Origin of the sequence: Nostoc sp. FACHB-110, from assembly GCF_014697425.1 — a bacterium.
Lineage (GTDB): Bacteria > Cyanobacteriota > Cyanobacteriia > Cyanobacteriales > Nostocaceae > Nostoc_B.
Map to the genome: position 1 here is coordinate 23,182 of NZ_JACJRU010000008.1, position 18,322 is coordinate 41,503.

Genomic DNA, 18,322 nt, shown 5'->3' on the forward strand with positions numbered 1-18,322 from the left:
TTTTGTTTACCCAACTGAAGCTAGAGAGTCGACTTTAGGCAATTGCAAGAATTGCTGCATGGTTTCTTTGAGAGAAATTTGAATTTTCCAGTTGGGGTAGTCAGTTTGGAAACTAGTCAAATCGCTGATGTAACAGATGTGGTCGCCGACCCTGTTTTGATCGATGTATTCTGTCTTGATAGATTTGCCAAATAATTCTTCAAAAGAAGCGATCGCTTCTATAATCGAAGTGCTATTCTCTCTTCCACCGCCTAAGTTATAAACTGCTCCACATCTCGGAGATTCGTAGAAGGTATAAAAAGCGGTGCAAACATCATAAGAATGAATATTATCTCTAACCTGCTTGCCTTTATAGCCAAAAATTCGATAATTTCTACCTTCACGGAAGCAACGAGCAAGATAAGCCAAGAAACCATGCAATTCTGCACCTGAATGGTTAGGGCCTGTTAAACATCCACCCCGGAAGCAGACAGTCGGCATACTAAAGTAGCGGCCGTATTCTTGTACCAGAATATCAGCAGATGCTTTAGAAGCACCAAACAAGCTGTGCAAGCAAGCATCAATGCGACAGCTTTCACTGATACCATTCCAATCTTCTGGACGTGCATACTCCCAACGAGTTTCTTTTTCAATTAAAGGTAATTCATTAGGGGCATCACCATAAACTTTATTAGTACTCATAAAAATAAATGGTGACTCTGGGCAAGCTTGTCTAGTAGCCTCTAACAAATTAAGCGTACCCACTGCATTAATATCAAAATCGTCAAATGGTCTGTCTTTAGCTAAATCATGGGATGGTTGAGCCGCGCAGTGAATGATGGCATCAGGACGAATTTCTTTGAATAGGTCTAAGATTTTAGCGCGATCGCGAATATCTAAGGTATGATGTTCAAATTGTTCACAAGCTTGTTGTAAGCGTTGCAGATTATGAGTTGTATCACCATCCGGCCCAAAGAAATCTCGCCGCATATTGTTGTCAATGCCATGCACTGACCAACCCTTTTGATCAAAAAAAGAAACTGCTTCAGAACCAATCAGTCCAGAGGAACCAGTAACAATAACTTTCCGCTTCATAGTGTATTAATTAGTTTGTAATTTGTGTTAACTTTTCTAATGGTAAACTGGCAAATTATATCTAAAAAATAAGGTTTAGAGATTTTATTTGCTTTCTATGTGAAATTATTTCTACTAAGTGTTAGTGACTTTTAAGGTAATACACTAATATCACTATACATGGATTTTAGGTAAGTGTTAGTCAATTTTTATTGTGTTAAATCTGCTATTTTTACATCTTGATTTTTCATCAAAAATTTACCATAATCATCGGCTGTTTTCTCCCATGTAAAAGTGTTGTAGTAACCATCCATATCATTAGAGTTTATTATTTCACTAAAGGTTTTTTGAAGTTGTGGAGGAAAAGGTTGCAACATATCTTCAAAGAATGGTTGTAAGTCAAGTACTCCTCCAGCTAAGGTTGCAAAAACTGGCATTCCAGACTCTAACATTTCATTCAAAACCAGTCCCCAACCTTCTACTCTGCTAGTAAACAAGCCAGAGTCATGGTTTGCCAGTAAATTACTAAGTTGGCTTCTTTCAAAGGAAGGTATAATTTTTAGCCTACCTGACTGAATCATATCTATGGGAAAATCTTTTTCAGCAGCAGTACCACATCCAGCAATTGTGAAAGAGTCTTGAGGATTTGATGCTGCTCTTTGAATTATAAAATTAACGAGTTCCTTAATTCCTTTGTGGGCTGCCCAGCGACCAATCCAGAGAAATCGCATTCCTGTTTGTGCGTTGTTTGTGCGATGAATCCGAATCTGTGTGAGTTCTACTTGTTCTGCTTTTGAAAGTGCATTATTATAAGAAAATAATTTATTTCTCCACCACGGAAACCACTTTTTCATCCATTGTAATTCTAAACTACCAAGACAAAGAATGTATTTAGCTTTTGACCATCCTAGAAGTAATAAAATTATATTGACTAACGCAAATAAATAGCCAAATGGCAATAGCAATATTTCTTTTATTTTTTGAGGATTATTTAAATTATTTACTATATATAAAATATCAGGCTGAACACTCCGAGCTACTACTAAACCTGAATTAGCAACTTGCTTTGTAATAAATGGAGCGTAACAATCAATTACATCAAAAGGTTGTTGCGTCTGAAGAAATTCATCTAGCTTTGTTCGCATAAGTTGAAGGTTTTGAAGACCTTGCCACCATCTTGTTTGACCAGGCATCGGATAAGGAGACCACAAAGTAACATCATGTCCTTGTTTCCGAAATGCATCTGCTAGATTAATTGCCATCTGACCAGCACCAAATTCAGGTGCTAGGGGCGAGTGTGTAGCTATGAGTATACGCAAAGGTCGCATAATATTAAAATATAACTCAATTACTATAAATTACTTAGTTATTTTGATAAATATCTAAATGTTTTTTAACTACATTTGACCAACTCAAAGTTTCTATCCACTCTCGGCACTGAGTTTGATATACTGAATACTCAGATGTAGATAAATTTACTAGAAAATTCAGAGCTTCTGCGATCGCCTCGCCAGAGTTTTGCTTGACAACCAAACCAGTATTTCCCTTATCCACAAACTCGTGCATTGCTCCTGCGTCTGTGCAGATGGTTGGAGTTCCACAAGCTTGAGATTCTAGTAATGTAAAACCCATTAATTCTGGGATAGAGCTGTAGTTACCATAGCAGTCGGTGTGAACTGAAGGTAATAAGGTTACTCGTGCAGTGCGGTATTCTTGTAACAATTGGCTATCATCTGCATTATGAACAAATTCTACAGATAAGCCTTTTGCCAAGTCTTTAAGATAGTCGTAAAATTCCTGGTTATAAACTCTACCTATAATTTTTAGTTTGTAATCTGGGCGGTTTAAAATGCGCAAAGCATCAATTAGATAATTGATACCTTTATGGGGTAAGATTCTTCCGACATACAGAATTTGGTTTTGTTTTTTTAAGGCTAAATCAGGGCAAAATTTATCTGTATCGATACCACCTTTAATTAAAACTGATTTTTTTTGCAATTCAGGTGGAATAAAGTCTAAACCAAATCGAGAATAAGCGATCGCATTTTTATAGCCTTTGAATACTGGTAGTTTATGATTAAGTACGAAACTTCCACCACCACCGTAGTCTGTAACAAAAACTCGTTTACCTAGCAAAGAAGCTGTTAAGCATCCTAGATCGGAAACTAAAGTATAGATATGGTGAATATGTACTATATCGGCATTTAAAATTGAACTTAAGTACTGGAAACTAAGAGGATTAATCTTGTTTCCATGAATTAAATGCTTAACTGGATAGATTTCAATTTTGAGATTATCTTGACTATAAGATTTGCGTACCGATGAAAAACTTATAAGAGTAGTATCTACAAATTTTGACATCCAAGAAGCCAGTTCAGTAGGATAGCGTTCGCCACCACCTATAACTGATGAATTATCAAAATAAGTTGGGGTAATATGAACAACTTTCATGCATTTGGCTCAATTAATCTAAAATCATAAAATATAATATTCAACAGCAAGTAATTTCTAGTAATTTAATTTTTTAACTGGATAAATCTGTGTTTAGATTAGCCACATTTTCCCAATTGGCAATTTCTTTAAGAGCTAAACGAATACCTTGTTGTGAGGCTTCATGGAAGTGGCAAGTCCTTGAACCAAATCGCCAACGTAGATATAGTGAATATATTTTTGATGATCTCCAAGAAAGCTGAGGAATTTTTTGATACCATAGATAGTTCAAAATAGTTCCCGAATAATGTGTTCCTTTTATCATACGTAGAAGATAATCTTCTTTGAGGCGACTTGATGGCATAATGTGGGTCATCTTCAAAGATGTAAACTGTCCTGTACCCAAACCCATATGACAGGCTGTTAAAGCAATATCTGTGTCCCCACAACTAGATAGAAGTTTTCCCTTGCGATCCATATTCATCCGTCTAGAGTCATGACTAATCAATTTGGCATATTGATCAGCGACAATTTTCCGAACACAAAGCCCCGCTCCACAGGGAATAGTTTCATTATTTTGCAATACATTCGACCAACTGTCTCGCTGAAATTCTCTAATTGCTAAATATGGTAGTAAAGGTTTTGTCCACTCTGGAGGTGGTTCTTCAAATTCAGGTCTTATTTGTCCACCCCAAGCCCCTATTATTGTATAGTCCTTGCTAATTTTTAAAGCAACTTCTAAATAGTCTGAGTCTAAAATATTATCATCGTCAACAAAGACTAAAGTTTCAGATGTTGCCTCTTTAATGCCTCGCAACCTTGCAGGAGTTAAGCCTAATTGTTCTTCACGAATATGGCGAGCTTGAGAATGCCAGCTTAAGTCAATTTCTGATGAAATAACTCGGTCACTAGCATTATCAACAAGTAATAATTCCCATAAATTTTTTGGTAAGCTTTGTATTTTAAGTGCCGAAATCGCTTTTCTAATGTAATCAACTTTGGGATTATGACTACAAATAATTACACTTATAAATGGTTGCATAATTTAGATTTAGTTTTTCATTACTTAATTTAGAAAATTAGTTTACTAAAAAGCTTGAAATATTTGGTAGTCCATAAAAATGGTTTTTGTTAAAAATTTAAATTTAATTTTTTGATAAAAAATTTTGTAAATGCCATAACATCTCTTCTGGCAATAATCGACTTATGTGGCCCATTTTCCCAAAATTATCCATCTTGATCATTTTAAGCCAAATATGCAGTCGTTGATCTAGTGGCAAAAGATGAGTATTGAACTTAATCAATTCATAAGGGTCTATATTTACGCTTGAAGTGGAGAACCAAATTGGCATATAGACATCAGGTTCACCAAGAAACATTTCGTCTGTTCCGATTGAAGCTACTGGTATAGTTACTGGAGGCAAAGTAGCACTATGCAAGTATATATCTTCCAAAAATTGCAGCCAGTTGCTTCCCATATGTGTTTCTGTAATTTTTCTTCTAGTAGCTTCTCCAAGAGAGATTCGGAATTGCGCATCTTCGATCAATTGCGCAATAACTTTTGTATACTCCTCCAAATTCCGTACCCGAATCATATTACCTGTCAAACCAGGCATATCAGCAGCCAGAATTTCACATGTATTAGAAAATATAGAGCGAGTCACCAAGGGTAAACCATAGCATCCAGCTTCCAGTAATGATGTATTCGAGATAAAAGGGAACGAGTCAACATAGATGTCAGCTGCTTGATAAAATATAGCTGTGTCTGCGGACTGTCCAAGTACTTGAATTCTCCCCTCTGTTTGCTGGATGGCTGCTGACCAATCTTCACTATCACCTGGGCCAATCACAAGTAGTATGGCTTGCTTATGCTGCTTCAGTAATGGAACATGTGCTTCGGCAAAATTGATGCCGTCAATTGTCTTATATTTAGGGCCCCTAGCAATGGAGAGCAGAAGGACACTATCTTTAGAAATACCAAGATGTTCCTTTGCCTCTGCGCGGGAAAGCTTCCTGTGCATAGGCTCAATAACGGTAGGAAGGAGCATGTTCCGATGTGGCTCTATTCCTCTACGTTCTTGGGTAAGCCGCATCCCAGATTCACGAAGATTGACTATAACATCGCTGATAATGCCTCCAAACCAAAAGCAGTGATCACCATGATTCACCCGAAGAACAGGTGGACATTGATCTTTATTTGCAAAAGCAATAGTAGGAATGACATCGTGTTCCCAAGTATGCAGCACAACCATGTCAGCAAATGTTGCATATTTGCGTAGTCTTTTGGCTCTGGAGACATAGCTACTAGTGCCTGCATTCAATCGGTATATCTGACCTTGACTTTTCAAAACGGCATTTTTGAACTCTTGTGGTATCTGAGATGGTACTTGCCGTGTTAACACAAGTGAATGCGAACGCTCCGTATCCTGTTCAATCCAACGCCGAAGCAATCTAGGAATTCCACTAAAAGGACTAAAAACATTGGTAGCAACATGTAGTATGTTCTTTGGTTTCGTAGAAAATGAGTTGTTTTGATTAGGAGGAATACTTTTTGGTATAGTTTTTTGCCCAATCGTCAGGAGAATATGTTCAAGTTCGGGACTTACAAAAAAACCACAATGATTATTCTGAGCATAAAGACCTGCTATTTGGGCATATGCGGCAGCGGCATTATAATTGGACTGCATTATATGATCTCTTGCCTGTGCAACAAGACAACGAAAAACTTGGAAGTTCTGTTTAATACGTTGGTTGCCTTCTTTTCGCCAAAGACTAAGTGTATCGCTAGCCCATTCTTCCATACAACTATCTTGCTAACTCCTGCTAACTGTTGCTAATTTTATGAAGCATCTGCATATCCTTTGAGAATTTTATCTCTTAACTACAAAAACAGAAAACTTTGTTAATTGGAATCACTACCCAATCATCATCAAGTCCCGGAAAGATATAGCTACGAATTACCTAAATTCATCTGGTTATAAGGGAATATACTCACCGCTCTCTACTGACTTTTCAGGGTTTTCTCTGTTCTTTATTTTATTTATAATGCCCGAAAAGTAACAGAACAGAGATAGTCCTTAACACACCATCAACCCTCTAACAATGGTGATTTGATACTTAACACGCCTTTTTTAGCAACTCTATTACCCGCTCCTGTTCTTGCTCAGTCATCTGATGGAATAGTGGTAAGATGATCGCACGCTCTTGAGCTTGTTCACTCTCAATCAAACGCTGACAACTTCCTGGTTGGCAATTACAAGCATCAGCCTCAACACCACAAGACCAAGGTTCTATGCTATAGGCTGGTTCCCTGTGAGCGCACATGATTCCCCGGCGGGTAGAGACACCAACATCTAACATTGCCTGCATCACTTGTACTTGATCGCATTTCTCTGGTAGGCGTACACAGAAGCTTTGCCAGTTACTTCTTGCCCAACTTGGTTCTGTTGGTAATTTTAATCCTGGCACATCTGCCAGCAGTTCTTGATATTGCTGTGCTAGGTAACGGCGACGTTCAACAATTTCTGGTAGGCGTTTGAGTTGTTCTCTACCAACAGCTGCTTGAATGTCAGTCATGCGGTAGTTGTAACCTAACATGGGGTAAGACTCAAATATTACCTGTTTGGCACCGTGGCGCACGGTATCAGGTACGCTCATTCCATGTTGTCGCCAAAGACGAAATTGCTTGTCCCATTCTGGGTTGTTGGTAGTTAGCATTCCACCGTCACCAGTAGAGATGATTTTGCGGGGGTGGAAGGAAAAACAAGCAATATCTCCGTGGGGTTTACCGATTTTTTCCCATTGCCCATCCCAGAGAATTTCACTACCGATCGCACAAGCCGCGTCTTCAATTACTGGTAAATTATGACTACGAGCAATATCTAGAATTACCTTTAAGTCGCAAGGCATTCCCATCTGGTGAACTACCAAGATGGCACGAGTGCGATCGCTAATCACATCCTCAATTAACATTGGATTGATGTTGTATGTCTGTGGTTCAATATCCACAAACACCGGGATCGCACCGCAGTAGCGAATACTGTTGGCAGTGGCAATGTAGGAATGGCTGACGGTAATTACTTCATCTCCAGGTTGCACACCTACAGCTAACAATGCCAAATGCAAGGCTGTGGTGCAATTAGATACAGCACAAGCATACTTGCCGCCTACGTAAGCTGCGAATTCTTGCTCAAATGCAGCTACTTCTGGCCCTTGAGTCACCCATCCTGCTAAAATCGGACGCTTCGCAGCTTCGGCTTCAGCCTCACCCATCCAGGGTTTGGCAATGGGGATAGTTTGGATTTTTTCAGACATTGCTTGCTTCCTTTGTTAGCTTTTGTTCACGCCACCAAGCTACTAACCGTTCTAATCCTGCTTCTAAAGATACTTGCGCCTCAAAGCCTAAAAGTTCCTTAGCTTTGCTCACATCTGCTAACCGACGCTGTACAGGGTTAACTTTACGCTCTGGGCCATATTCTGGCTGTAAATCTGACCCCATAACTTTTGCCAAACTATAAGCTAGGTCATTTAAGCTACTTTCCACACCGCTTGCAATGTTAAATACTTCGTCGGTAACATCAGCTTTAGCAGCAAGAATGTTAGCTCTGGCAATGTCCTCGATATAGACAAAATCCATCGTCTGTTTGCCATCGCCAAAAATTAATGGTGGTTGACCTGTAGCAATGCGCTCCATCCAGCGAATCAGCACTTCAGTGTATACACCGTAAATATCCATCCGTGGGCCATAAACGTTGAAGTAGCGTAATGCTACATAATCTAGCCCATACATATCGTAGAAACTACGCAATAAACCTTCATTAAAGACCTTAGCTGCACCGTAAAGAGTGCGGTTGTTGTAGGGATGATGTGATTCGGTAGTGGGGAAATCTTCTGCCATACCGTAGATGGAAGCAGAAGAAGCAGCTACTACCTTTTTCACTTTGGCTTTGACTGCTGCTTCTAATACGTTGAAAGTTCCATCGGCTAGAACTTCCAAGGCTAGACGTGGTTCTTCAGCACATTGGGTAATGCGGATGGCTGCTTGATGAAAGACTACATCCACACCTTGCATAACTTCTCCTAGGAGTTTTTGATCCCGGATATCGCCTTCCACAATTACTAAAGGGCCATGCTCTTTTGCCCAAGCCAAGTTGTTGATTTGCCCGCGAGTGAAGTTATCCAGAATAATAATTTCTGAAGCCCCTTCTTTCACCAGTAAATCGGCAATGTGGGAGCCTACTAAACCTGCACCACCTGTAATTAATACTCGTTTATTTTGCATTTTCTTTTAGTTTGGTAATTTCCGCTTCAAGAGTTTGAATACGATTTAGTAACTCTGATGTACGTAAGCCTAAACTTGTTTTTATAGACTTAATTATATGGGCTGCGTCTGTTCTTGCTTCACCTACTAATTGAACTTCATAAATTCTTAGTACACCATCACCAGTCAGAATATCGACAAAACCTTCTGTTTTAGACCTTGCAATCACTCTACCAGGTATTCTACCTACATAAACTGGTGGATTGTTTACAGGCTTGGCTTGCCAAATTAACAGTTTTTTACCTTGAAAATATGTATAAGCTCCTGGAAAAGGAGGAACTAATGAGCGAATTAAACAATCGATACTGCGAGTAGAATTTGCCCAGTCTATTTCTCCATCTTCAGGAAGGCGAGTACAGCCATAAGTTGCTTCAGCGTTATTTTGTTTTATGCCTTCATAACCATGAAATGTCTTAATAACTGTCTCACCTAAATTTTGCTGCTGAATTTGATTTAATCTGTCATACAAATCAGCTACTGTATCATCCATGTGAATAGGAATTAATTCTTGAAATAAAATATTCCCTTCATCTAAATCAGGGGAGATTCTATGAATACTAATTGCCGCACAAGGTTCATCATTAATAATTGCCCAATTAACGTTAGCCCGTCCTCGATATTGGGGTAACGGAGAATAGTGAACATTGATGAATGTAGATAGTTCAATCAGTGATAGTGGCAAGATTTGATTGTAAGAAGAAACTACCACGCAATCAGGCTGAAGCTTGAGAATGAGTTCTTTGATTGCTTTTTGTGAGGTATCGGGAAATACTGGGATATTGGCTTGTTTTGCCAAATTAACTACAGGATCATCTATATCAGCATCACGTACTACTCCTTGAACTTGACACTTAGATATTAAAGATTCTAAGGCAGTTAAGGTAGTAGTACCTATACCAATGAGCAGTACGTTTGCCATTACTACTTCCTCACAGGAGTTGCACAAATTCCAACTCGGATGTTTGAGACTGCAAGCCTCCTCGCCAAATCACTTCAGCAGCTTTGAGTCCTCCTGTTTGCAGGCGCACAATAGGTTCAGGGCCAACGGCTGACGGGAGGATGCCCATATGTCCTGGTTTTGGTTCAATTTCGGGACAGACTGGGATGTAATGAGCCGCAAAAGCAGACCTTTCAATGTCACCCCAGTATTGAGCGACTATTGTACCAGGCCAGTATTTAGCGATCGCCACAGCATCTTTTTCTGTCAAGATTGGCTCTAGCCGTGGTTGTAAAGCTACTAAAATGGCATCATAATTTTTATCTGTGGATGCCTCAACCAAGCTATCAACAGTATCTACTGTTGCGCCTGCTTGAACTAAACCACGCTCAATAAAGCTGCGAAAAGGATTGTCGCACAACAATAAAATATTGCTGGTATAAACTGATATGCCCGCATCAAGCAAGAGTTTGGCTGCCATAATTCCCAAGAAGGAAAATACATCCACTCCTGGGTGACGTTCGTTTACGCCTACCACTTGGATATCTTTGAGGCGACAAGCAATCAAATCCACGTCTTCTGGTCTAAACTCCCAAGCTTCGTACATCAAACCAATGACAGCACTGGGTTTCATCCAGCCAATCATCTCGCCGTTAATGGGGCGGACGTGTCCACTGTTAGTGATGATGTCTGCTTGAGCAACTATTTCTGGAGTTTTTTGGGTGATGAATTCGATGCGATCGCTAACTCCAGCAATATCACTGAGTTGCTGTGTTAAAGCTTTAACTTGCTCTTCAGTCCCATAGCGAGTAGTACGGGTAACGGCATAGACCTTTTTCGCTCCAGCCATCGCTGCTACCACGGGTGTGACTGCATAAGCTCCAGTGGCTGCTTCTGTCAGGACGATCGCATTTTGCAATTGTAAATTGCAACGCTCGATAGCTTGACGCATCAAAGCAACGAGGCGATGAGGGTTTAAACCAGGACGTGTATCGCTCATTAAGCTGGCACTCCTTGGAGAAGGTTCTGGAGGCTTTGGGCAACGGTGCTTACCTGTGTAGGGGTGAGTTCTGGATACATAGGTAAAGACAGAACTTGTTGAGCAGCTAATTCTGAGTGGGGGAAATCACCAGCTTGATAGCTTAAATCAGCGTAAGCCTTTTGTAAATGCACCGGGATGGGATAATGAATACCTGTTTGAATTTCTTGCTGGTTGAGTTGCTGCTGTAGCCATTCCCGCTGAGTAGTGCGGACTGCGTAGACGTGATAAACGTGACGGTTATGGGGTAGAGCTACAGGTGTAGTTAAACCAGAGTTTGCTAAAAGTTGATTGTACTGCGCTGCGTGGGTTCTTCTAGCTTCTGTCCAGGCTTCAATGTAGCGTAACTTAACTCGTAAGATTGCGCCTTGAATACCATCCATACGATAGTTATAGCCTTTGAGGATATGGTGATATCTGGTTTCTTGACCCCAGTCCCGCAGCATCTGCATGGTGTGAGTGTATTCGGGATTGTTGCTGACAATCATACCGCCTTCACCGTAAGCCCCTAAGTTTTTGCCTGGGTAAAAGCTAAAACAACCAATATCGCCAATACTACCGACACGTTGCCCTTTATACTCAGCCCCATGTGCTTGGGCAGCATCTTCAATGACTACCAAACCATGACGACGGGCAATTTCCATAATTGGAGCCATATCTGCGGGTTGACCGTATAGATGTACAGGCAAAATGGCTTTGGTGCGTTCAGTTATGGCTGCTTCGATTTGGTTGACATCGATAGTGTAGGTAATAGGGTCGATATCAACAAAAACAGGTGTCGCTCCGGTGTAGCAAATTGCGGCTGTGGTTGCCACAAAGGTAAAAGGTACAGTAATTACTTCGTCGCCAGGGCCAATTCCCGCAGCTAATAACGCTAGATGCAAGGCACTAGTACCTGTATTGACAGCAATACCATAATCTGCATTACAGTAACTAGCAAATTCGGCTTCTAAAGCTTTAACTTCACTACCTAAAACGAATTGGGTACTTTCCAGGACTTTTAAAACGGCACTGTCAATTTCGTCTTTGATGCTAAGATATTGAGATTTTAAGTCTACAAATGGAATCACGCTGCTACCTCTGCTAAATTCAGTTCAATTAATCGACCTTGTTGTTTTAAAGACTGGGTAGCAGCTTCGAGAATTCTGACTATCCGCAGTCCTGCTTCCCCACCGGTAATTGGGCGATCGCCTTTGGTAATACAATCAATAAAATGTAAGCCTTCAGTTCGTAATGCTTCGCTCATATCTAACTTGGGCGACCACATATCCCCTGTGCGATAGCCAATCAACATTTGGTAAACGCTTTCCGAATTCCCATTCAGGGTGATTCCCTTGTCGTAAATTTTGATTTTTTCGCTGGGTTCTAAGTCATCGTAAACAATCATTCGTTGACTACCACCTATTAGCGTGCGGCGGACTTTGACAGGTGCTAGCCAATTGACATTAATATGAGCAATTAAATTATTTTCAAAGAATAAGGTCAAGTAAGCTATATTTTCAGGTTCCCCTGGTACGTGACTGATACCTGTAGCGGAAACGGCGTAAGGCTGAGATGGCAAAACATAGTTCATGATGGAAAGGTCGTGAACTGCCAAATCCCAGATTACATTCACATCATGCTGAAACAGTCCCAGGTTGACGCGGACAGAATCATAATAATAGATATCGCCTAGCTGTTTAGTAGCAATCAAGTCGTGCATTTTGCGGACAGCACCGGTGTAGACAAAGGTGTGATCTACCATCAACACTAGGTTGCGTTTTTCTGCTTCCTCAATCAAGCGCATCGCTTGTTCGGAGGTGGTAGTCATAGGTTTTTCTACCAGTACGTGCTTGCCAGCTTTTAATGCTGCCAATGCTAAATCAAAGTGGGTAGAAACAGGGGTAGCAATAGCGATCGCATCAATGGTTGGATCTTTTAGTAAGTCTCGACTATCTGTAGTCACATTCACTGCTGGATAGCGAGCTTGTACTTTAGCTAATAGTTCTGGCTTAAAATCACTAACACTAGTAACTTTAGCTCCTGGAATTTCCGCAAAGTTTCTTACTAGGTTAGGGCCCCAGTAACCATAACCAATCACACCGATATTAATGTTGTTCCCCATTGTTTGTTACTAATTAAAATGTGTATTTCTATGAATTGGCAGGCAATAAAGTGAATGAAGAGAAAATAACTTCATTCTGATTAACCTATAAAGATTTAAGTAAAATTCCTGCTTTTTAAAATTAGCTAACTGATATCTCCAGATTTTGAGAACGATTTCTCACGTCCCCAATCACACGAGCCGGAACCCCTGCCACAATTGCATAATCAGGAACATCGTGGGTGACTACTGCACCAGAACCAATAATGGCTTTTTCACCAATAGTTACTCCAGGCAGGATAGTAGCGTTACTACCAATAGAGGCAGCGTGCTTCACCAAAGTTCTGATTGTGTACCAATCATCGGCTGTTTTTAAACTGCCATCTTCATTGGTAGCGCGGGGATAAAGGTCATTGGTAAACATAACTCCATGACCGATGAATACTTCATCTTCTAGAGTTACGCCCTCACATAAAAAGCTATGTGATGAAATTTTACATCTGCTTCCAACTCTGACATCATTCTGAATTTCCACAAATGTCCCAATTTTGGTTTCATCACCGATTTCGCAACCATAAAGGTTAACAAGATTGGGATGAAAAATTTTGACATCTGTGCCTAATTTGACATCATTATTTACTGGCATTTATTGTCTACCTGTCGCTTACTAAAGCTGATAATTAAACTTTTTCTACAGATTTCCAAACTGCGTCTTCCAAATAAAGGCATTCATCTGCTTGCCATTGATACTCTGGACGCTCAAATTTGTGCATGGTTACTTCAAAGGGGCAAATTTCTCTGAGGTTCTCAAGTAAAGTCTCACTGCGCCGTTCAGAAAACCATGTAGTTAAGGTGTATGAACCCATATACAGTCTAGACTTGGGTAGTTCACAGCGTAAAATGTATGTTCCTGGCTCACGGCGAAATGGCGCATCCGGCTCATAAAACCAGAAAATACAAATAGGTTGTTGCAAAGCACTAACTATTTGAAAAGAAAACCACAAACTTTCATGGGGTTGAGTAACGTGTAGTGCAAACTCAACAGTAATCGGCTGTCCCCAGGCGTGAACGCCTTCAGCCTCAGAAGTATGTACTCTTGCCCAAGCTACATAGTTGCCAGTTTTAGTTACAGGTGCTTGATAGTAAGCTGGTTGCTCAGAATCATCTTTTTGTCCAACTAGATATAGTTGAACTGCTTTGCTAGTATTGCCATCAAACTGCACATTACCTTTAGATAGTAGTATGCAACGTTTGGTTAGTTGGGCGATCGCCTGCATACTATGACTAACGAATAAAACAGTGCGTCCCTCTTTAGTGGAGACATCACCCATTTTTCCTAAGCACTTTTTCTGGAATGCTGAATCACCCACAGCCAAAACTTCATCAACAATTAAAATTTCTGGCTCTAAATGGGCAGCTACAGAAAAAGCTAGTCGCACATACATTCCTGAAGAATAACGTTTGACTGGGGTGTCTAAAAACTTTTCTACTTCAGCAAAGTCAACTATTTCATCAAATTTTTTCTTAATCTCAACTCTACTCATCCCCAGTACAGAACCGTTGAGATATATATTTTCTCTTCCTGTTAGTTCTGGGTGAAATCCCGTTCCAACTTCCAACAGGCTAGCCACTCGCCCTCTGATTGCTATACGGCCTTTGGTTGGTTCGGTAATGCGACTAAGAACTTTTAAAAGTGTAGATTTACCTGCGCCATTACGCCCAATTACGCCAATGGCTTCGCCTTGTTTAATCTCAAATGAAACATCGTTTAATGCCCAAAATTCTTCACGAGTTGGGTCGGCTATTTTTTTTCCAGATGGTTGGAGAAATTTCTTAGTTAATGACTTAGCACCATCAGCAATGACATCACGTAGAGCTTTATAACGGTAGAAACCGGAATTTTCCTGCTGGTGACTAATAATGTATTTTTTACTGAGATTTTTGACACTAATTACAACATCAGACATCTGCTTTTCTCCTTTTTAAATTACATCAGCAAACGTCCGTTCCATTTTGCGGAAATACCAGATACCACTTATTAGTAAAAGTACAACTAATCCCAGCGATAGTGTAAATCCTGGCCAGTAGATTTTGGCATCACCCCCAATAATCGCCCAACGAAAACCATCAATCACTCCCACCATTGGATTTAGAGAGTATAGTAAACGCCATTGTTCTGGTACCACGTTACTACTAAAACCTACAGGCGATATATATAATCCAAATTGGACTATGAATGGCACAACATAACGAAAATCTCGATATTCCACATTTAATGCTGCAAACCATAATCCAACACCTATAGAAGCAGCAAAAGCGACGGCAATAAATAAAGGCAGTGTCAATATTCGCAAATCAGGAACAAAGTTGTACCAAGCCATTAATCCCAGCATAATCATGCCAGAAATCATAAAATCTACAAAGCTAACAATTACGGAACTAATGGGTACAATCAACCGAGGAAAATAGACTTTAGAAATTAAATTGGCGTTACCAATTAAGCTATTACTACATTCACTCAAGGCTGTAGAAAAAAACTGCCAAGGCAACATAGCCGCAAATACCAAAATGGGGTACGGTACTCCTTGTGAAGGTAGTTTTGCTAAATTGCCAAATACAACAGTAAATACCACCATTGTCAAAAATGGTCGGATCAATGCCCAGGCTATGCCTATTGCAGTTTGCTTATAACGCACTAAAATGTCACGCCAAGCAAGAAAATACAACAGCTCTTGATACCGCCATAGGTCTTGCCAATATTGGCGCTCTGTGCGCCCAGCTTCAAGCACTAGCTCTGGCTTAGACGCTATACCTTCATTACTCATAGTGATTTTTAAATAAGATGCTATTTAATTAACTGTTAGCTAACAAATTGAAAATCTTTCATACTAGAAGCGTTCAGCAGCCGTGAATGTCTGCGCGTAAACTCTCCAACAGACGGGTTCCCTTGGGGATCAATCACACCTGTTACCTGCTGCCATAATTCTGGTGGAGCTAGCTTAATTTCATAAACGCGTTCATCAGTTTTACGGACGTGATACCACTTTGTTTGCTGGCACTGATCACACCAGAAAGCTTCTAACCATTCTCCTTCAAGATGAACTGCGGTTTGACTAGCTACTAGCATTAGGGCATTTCGCCGATTTATTCCTCTTTGCTGCAACTGCCCGGCTTGATCGGCAAATAGATTGTATTTTTGACTCATACTATCGAGATAGCAACCATGTATGGGGCAGTAGATAGCTCTTCTTTTAGAACGCTTGCGATTTCGGTCACATCTTCTCTGCAATTCGGCCTCCCAGATTAATCAATAAAATAACGAAATAAGGAAGGTTACGTTGGAGAGGCTGAGATCAAAAAGACCATCAAAGCCCAACTCCTAAAACTTGAATACAATATATTTTAGTTGTGATGAGTTTATTTTCTTTGTTAATTGCTAAAGGCTATTTTTTAAATCCTTATAGCTATTGAGTTTGATTTGATTTTTGTATTAAAAAAAATAATTTTAACGTAAATTTTTAAGTTTTTTTATAATATAGATATATTTAGCCTCCTTAGATTCAATTATGAGTATTTTATTTGTCTAAACTGTATCATACATTTCATGTATTTTAGACGAAATTGATTGAAGTTTTTCAGAAGAGAATGTGATTTCTTTTCTGAAAACTTCTGCCTACAATAGTTAATTCGTATGACTTTGAGATACAGCAATCGCCTCATCAGAAGATACTACTTGCTGCAAAACATCAAGATATTGTTGCGAGATTAATTTAGGCGTAAAATGCGATCGCAAATATTGACGACCAGATTTACCCATACGTTCGGCTAATTGGGGATCACGGCTGATTAAGCGAATAAATTGAGCCAAACCGTGACCGTCCCCATTATCAAATGTCCCACCACAGTTAGCTTCTGCGATCAATTGTCTAAGATATGAATACGGAGAACAAATAACTGCTATTGGTCTTCCAGCTGCTAAGGCTGAGTAAAGCTTACTAGGTACAACTAGGCCTTCTGTTGTTTCATCTACACTCACGAAAGATAAATCACAGGCTGTTAATGAGTAAGGAAGTACCTTTTTATCTTGATAGGGCAAAAATGTAAAGTTTCTCAGACCTAATCTATTAACTTCACTAATTAATTCTTCTCTCTTGGCTCCACCACCTATGCAAACAAACTGAATTGGTTCATCTTGTAACTCTTTAGCAGCTTCTAGCATAGTGTCAATGTCGTGACAGCGACCCATATTGCCAGAATAAAGTACTGTAAATTTATTGACGAGGTTGTGTTTCCAAGCAAACCAGTTTTCTTCCTTGGCAATGGGGACAATCAACTCTGGATTAGCCCAACTGTGAATGACAGAAATTTTATCTTCAACCTGAGGACAATGAGCTAATACTCGTTGCTTCATCGCTGGGCTTAGAACTACAATGCCTTTGGCATTTAACCAGACTTGTCGATTAATAGCGTGCCAAACCTTTACTAGCCAATGACGCTTGGAAACTACTCCTAAAGCGATCGCAATGTCTGGATAAAGATCATATATGATGCAGACATACGGCAATCTAAACAATAAATACGCTAAATATCCTACAAGAGGCAAAAAAGGAGGGGCTGTCGTTATTAACATTACATTATTTCGTTGCCATGCTCTCAGCACATAAAGCACAGCGCGTAAAGTATATAGAACACCATTAACTGCTTTACCACGAATTCTCCCAGGCCAAAGTTGGGCAGTCCGTGAGCGTTTAACGCTAACCCTTTCTACTCGCTCTACAGATGGTGCTTTTTGGGTGTGAAACGCATAACCAGGTTGACTAGTAAAAACTTCAACATCTACCCCTTGCTGACCTAGTTGTTTCACTAGTTCCTCAATTAATTGTCCTGTTGCAGCAAAGTCTGGCGGAAAATATTGAGTAACTACAGACAATTTAATCGCTTGCTGAGTATTTATAGAATGCTCATTTTCTGCTTCTAACCGAGTAGAAATGGATTGTGAGAATTTTTGGTTAATCCATTCATTAAGTCTCATCGGCTGTATCCTACTTGAGAATCTAAAGAGTTTTAAGGAAATACTACTGAACTACTAAAGCCATTAGTCTATAAATTCAATGTTTATGAGTGACTGTTTTCAGCCGGAAAAATACTAAATGTATTAATCACTTGCCATACCTCTATTTCCTGAAGTTTGACTATAATACTAGTAAACTTCATTACTGGAATTAGACAGTCAAAATTTAATACTTGGTACTTTAAAATACATTAAATACAGAACACACACTAAAATATGAAGCCTGATCTTCTAAAAAATCTTTCTTGATCTTGATATTGATATTTAGAAAGAAATTTGTATTGTTGTACAGGGTATCCTTAATGCAAATAGATAAATTTACGGATGATGTCTATTCTAATTTACAACAGACTATTCGTTATCTTACATGGACTTCGACAAGAATACTG

Annotated in this window: 16 protein-coding genes; all 16 read right to left on the reverse strand. The window is 39.7% G+C overall.

Translation table 11 applies throughout. From position 1 onward, the window contains the following. Positions 1 to 6: 6 nt before the first annotated feature. Positions 7 to 1,074 (reverse strand): NAD-dependent epimerase/dehydratase family protein, encoded by a 1,068-nt coding sequence (locus H6G69_RS10115; protein ID WP_190685413.1) that lies wholly within the window; start codon positions 1,072 to 1,074, stop codon positions 7 to 9. 188 nt (positions 1,075 to 1,262) lie between these two features. Beyond that, a complete protein-coding gene (locus tag H6G69_RS10120; RefSeq protein ID WP_242072026.1) occupies positions 1,263 to 2,315 on the reverse strand; it encodes a glycosyltransferase in 1,053 nt (350 codons plus the stop codon). Positions 2,316 to 2,415: 100 nt separating this feature from the next. Then, complete coding sequence (locus H6G69_RS10125) at positions 2,416 to 3,504, reverse strand: glycosyltransferase family 4 protein (RefSeq protein ID WP_190685418.1); 1,089 nt, start codon at positions 3,502 to 3,504, stop codon at positions 2,416 to 2,418. A gap of 73 nt (positions 3,505 to 3,577) precedes the next feature. Next, positions 3,578 to 4,525, reverse strand: coding sequence for a glycosyltransferase (locus H6G69_RS10130; protein ID WP_190685421.1), 948 nt, complete (start codon positions 4,523 to 4,525; stop codon positions 3,578 to 3,580). A gap of 103 nt (positions 4,526 to 4,628) precedes the next feature. Next, entirely contained in the window at positions 4,629 to 6,284 is a 1,656-nt protein-coding gene (locus tag H6G69_RS10135; RefSeq protein ID WP_190685424.1) for a glycosyltransferase family 4 protein, read from the reverse strand. Positions 6,285 to 6,600: 316 nt separating this feature from the next. After that, a complete protein-coding gene (locus tag H6G69_RS10140; protein WP_190685427.1) occupies positions 6,601 to 7,797 on the reverse strand; it encodes a DegT/DnrJ/EryC1/StrS aminotransferase family protein in 1,197 nt (398 codons plus the stop codon). After that, a complete protein-coding gene (locus H6G69_RS10145) occupies positions 7,790 to 8,764 on the reverse strand; it encodes an NAD-dependent epimerase/dehydratase family protein (RefSeq protein ID WP_190685429.1) in 975 nt (324 codons plus the stop codon). The genes H6G69_RS10140 and H6G69_RS10145 overlap by 8 nt, the downstream gene beginning before the upstream one ends. Beyond that, positions 8,754 to 9,722: a methionyl-tRNA formyltransferase gene (locus H6G69_RS10150; RefSeq protein WP_190685431.1), complete on the reverse strand. Its 969-nt coding sequence runs from the start codon at positions 9,720 to 9,722 to the stop codon at positions 8,754 to 8,756. Before H6G69_RS10150 ends, H6G69_RS10145 begins: the two co-directional genes overlap by 11 nt. A gap of 10 nt (positions 9,723 to 9,732) precedes the next feature. Further along, complete coding sequence (locus H6G69_RS10155; RefSeq protein WP_190685434.1) at positions 9,733 to 10,740, reverse strand: hypothetical protein; 1,008 nt, start codon at positions 10,738 to 10,740, stop codon at positions 9,733 to 9,735. Next, positions 10,740 to 11,849 carry an aminotransferase class I/II-fold pyridoxal phosphate-dependent enzyme gene (locus H6G69_RS10160; RefSeq protein WP_190685437.1) on the reverse strand — a complete coding sequence of 370 codons (1,110 nt, stop codon included), beginning with the start codon at positions 11,847 to 11,849 and terminating at the stop codon, positions 10,740 to 10,742. Before H6G69_RS10160 ends, H6G69_RS10155 begins: the two co-directional genes overlap by 1 nt. Beyond that, complete coding sequence (locus tag H6G69_RS10165; protein ID WP_190685439.1) at positions 11,846 to 12,883, reverse strand: Gfo/Idh/MocA family protein; 1,038 nt, start codon at positions 12,881 to 12,883, stop codon at positions 11,846 to 11,848. The genes H6G69_RS10160 and H6G69_RS10165 overlap by 4 nt, the downstream gene beginning before the upstream one ends. A gap of 121 nt (positions 12,884 to 13,004) precedes the next feature. Then, positions 13,005 to 13,508: an acyltransferase gene (locus H6G69_RS10170; RefSeq protein ID WP_190685442.1), complete on the reverse strand. Its 504-nt coding sequence runs from the start codon at positions 13,506 to 13,508 to the stop codon at positions 13,005 to 13,007. A gap of 34 nt (positions 13,509 to 13,542) precedes the next feature. After that, complete coding sequence (locus tag H6G69_RS10175; protein WP_190685446.1) at positions 13,543 to 14,829, reverse strand: polysaccharide ABC transporter ATP-binding protein; 1,287 nt, start codon at positions 14,827 to 14,829, stop codon at positions 13,543 to 13,545. 15 nt (positions 14,830 to 14,844) lie between these two features. Beyond that, positions 14,845 to 15,687, reverse strand: coding sequence for an ABC transporter permease (locus H6G69_RS10180; RefSeq protein WP_190685448.1), 843 nt, complete (start codon positions 15,685 to 15,687; stop codon positions 14,845 to 14,847). Between the two features lie 35 nt (positions 15,688 to 15,722). Further along, a complete protein-coding gene (locus H6G69_RS10185) occupies positions 15,723 to 16,151 on the reverse strand; it encodes a hypothetical protein (RefSeq protein ID WP_190685451.1) in 429 nt (142 codons plus the stop codon). Positions 16,152 to 16,544: 393 nt separating this feature from the next. Further along, positions 16,545 to 17,894: a glycosyltransferase family 4 protein gene (locus H6G69_RS10190; RefSeq protein WP_190685454.1), complete on the reverse strand. Its 1,350-nt coding sequence runs from the start codon at positions 17,892 to 17,894 to the stop codon at positions 16,545 to 16,547. Between the last annotated feature and the right edge of the window lie 428 nt (positions 17,895 to 18,322).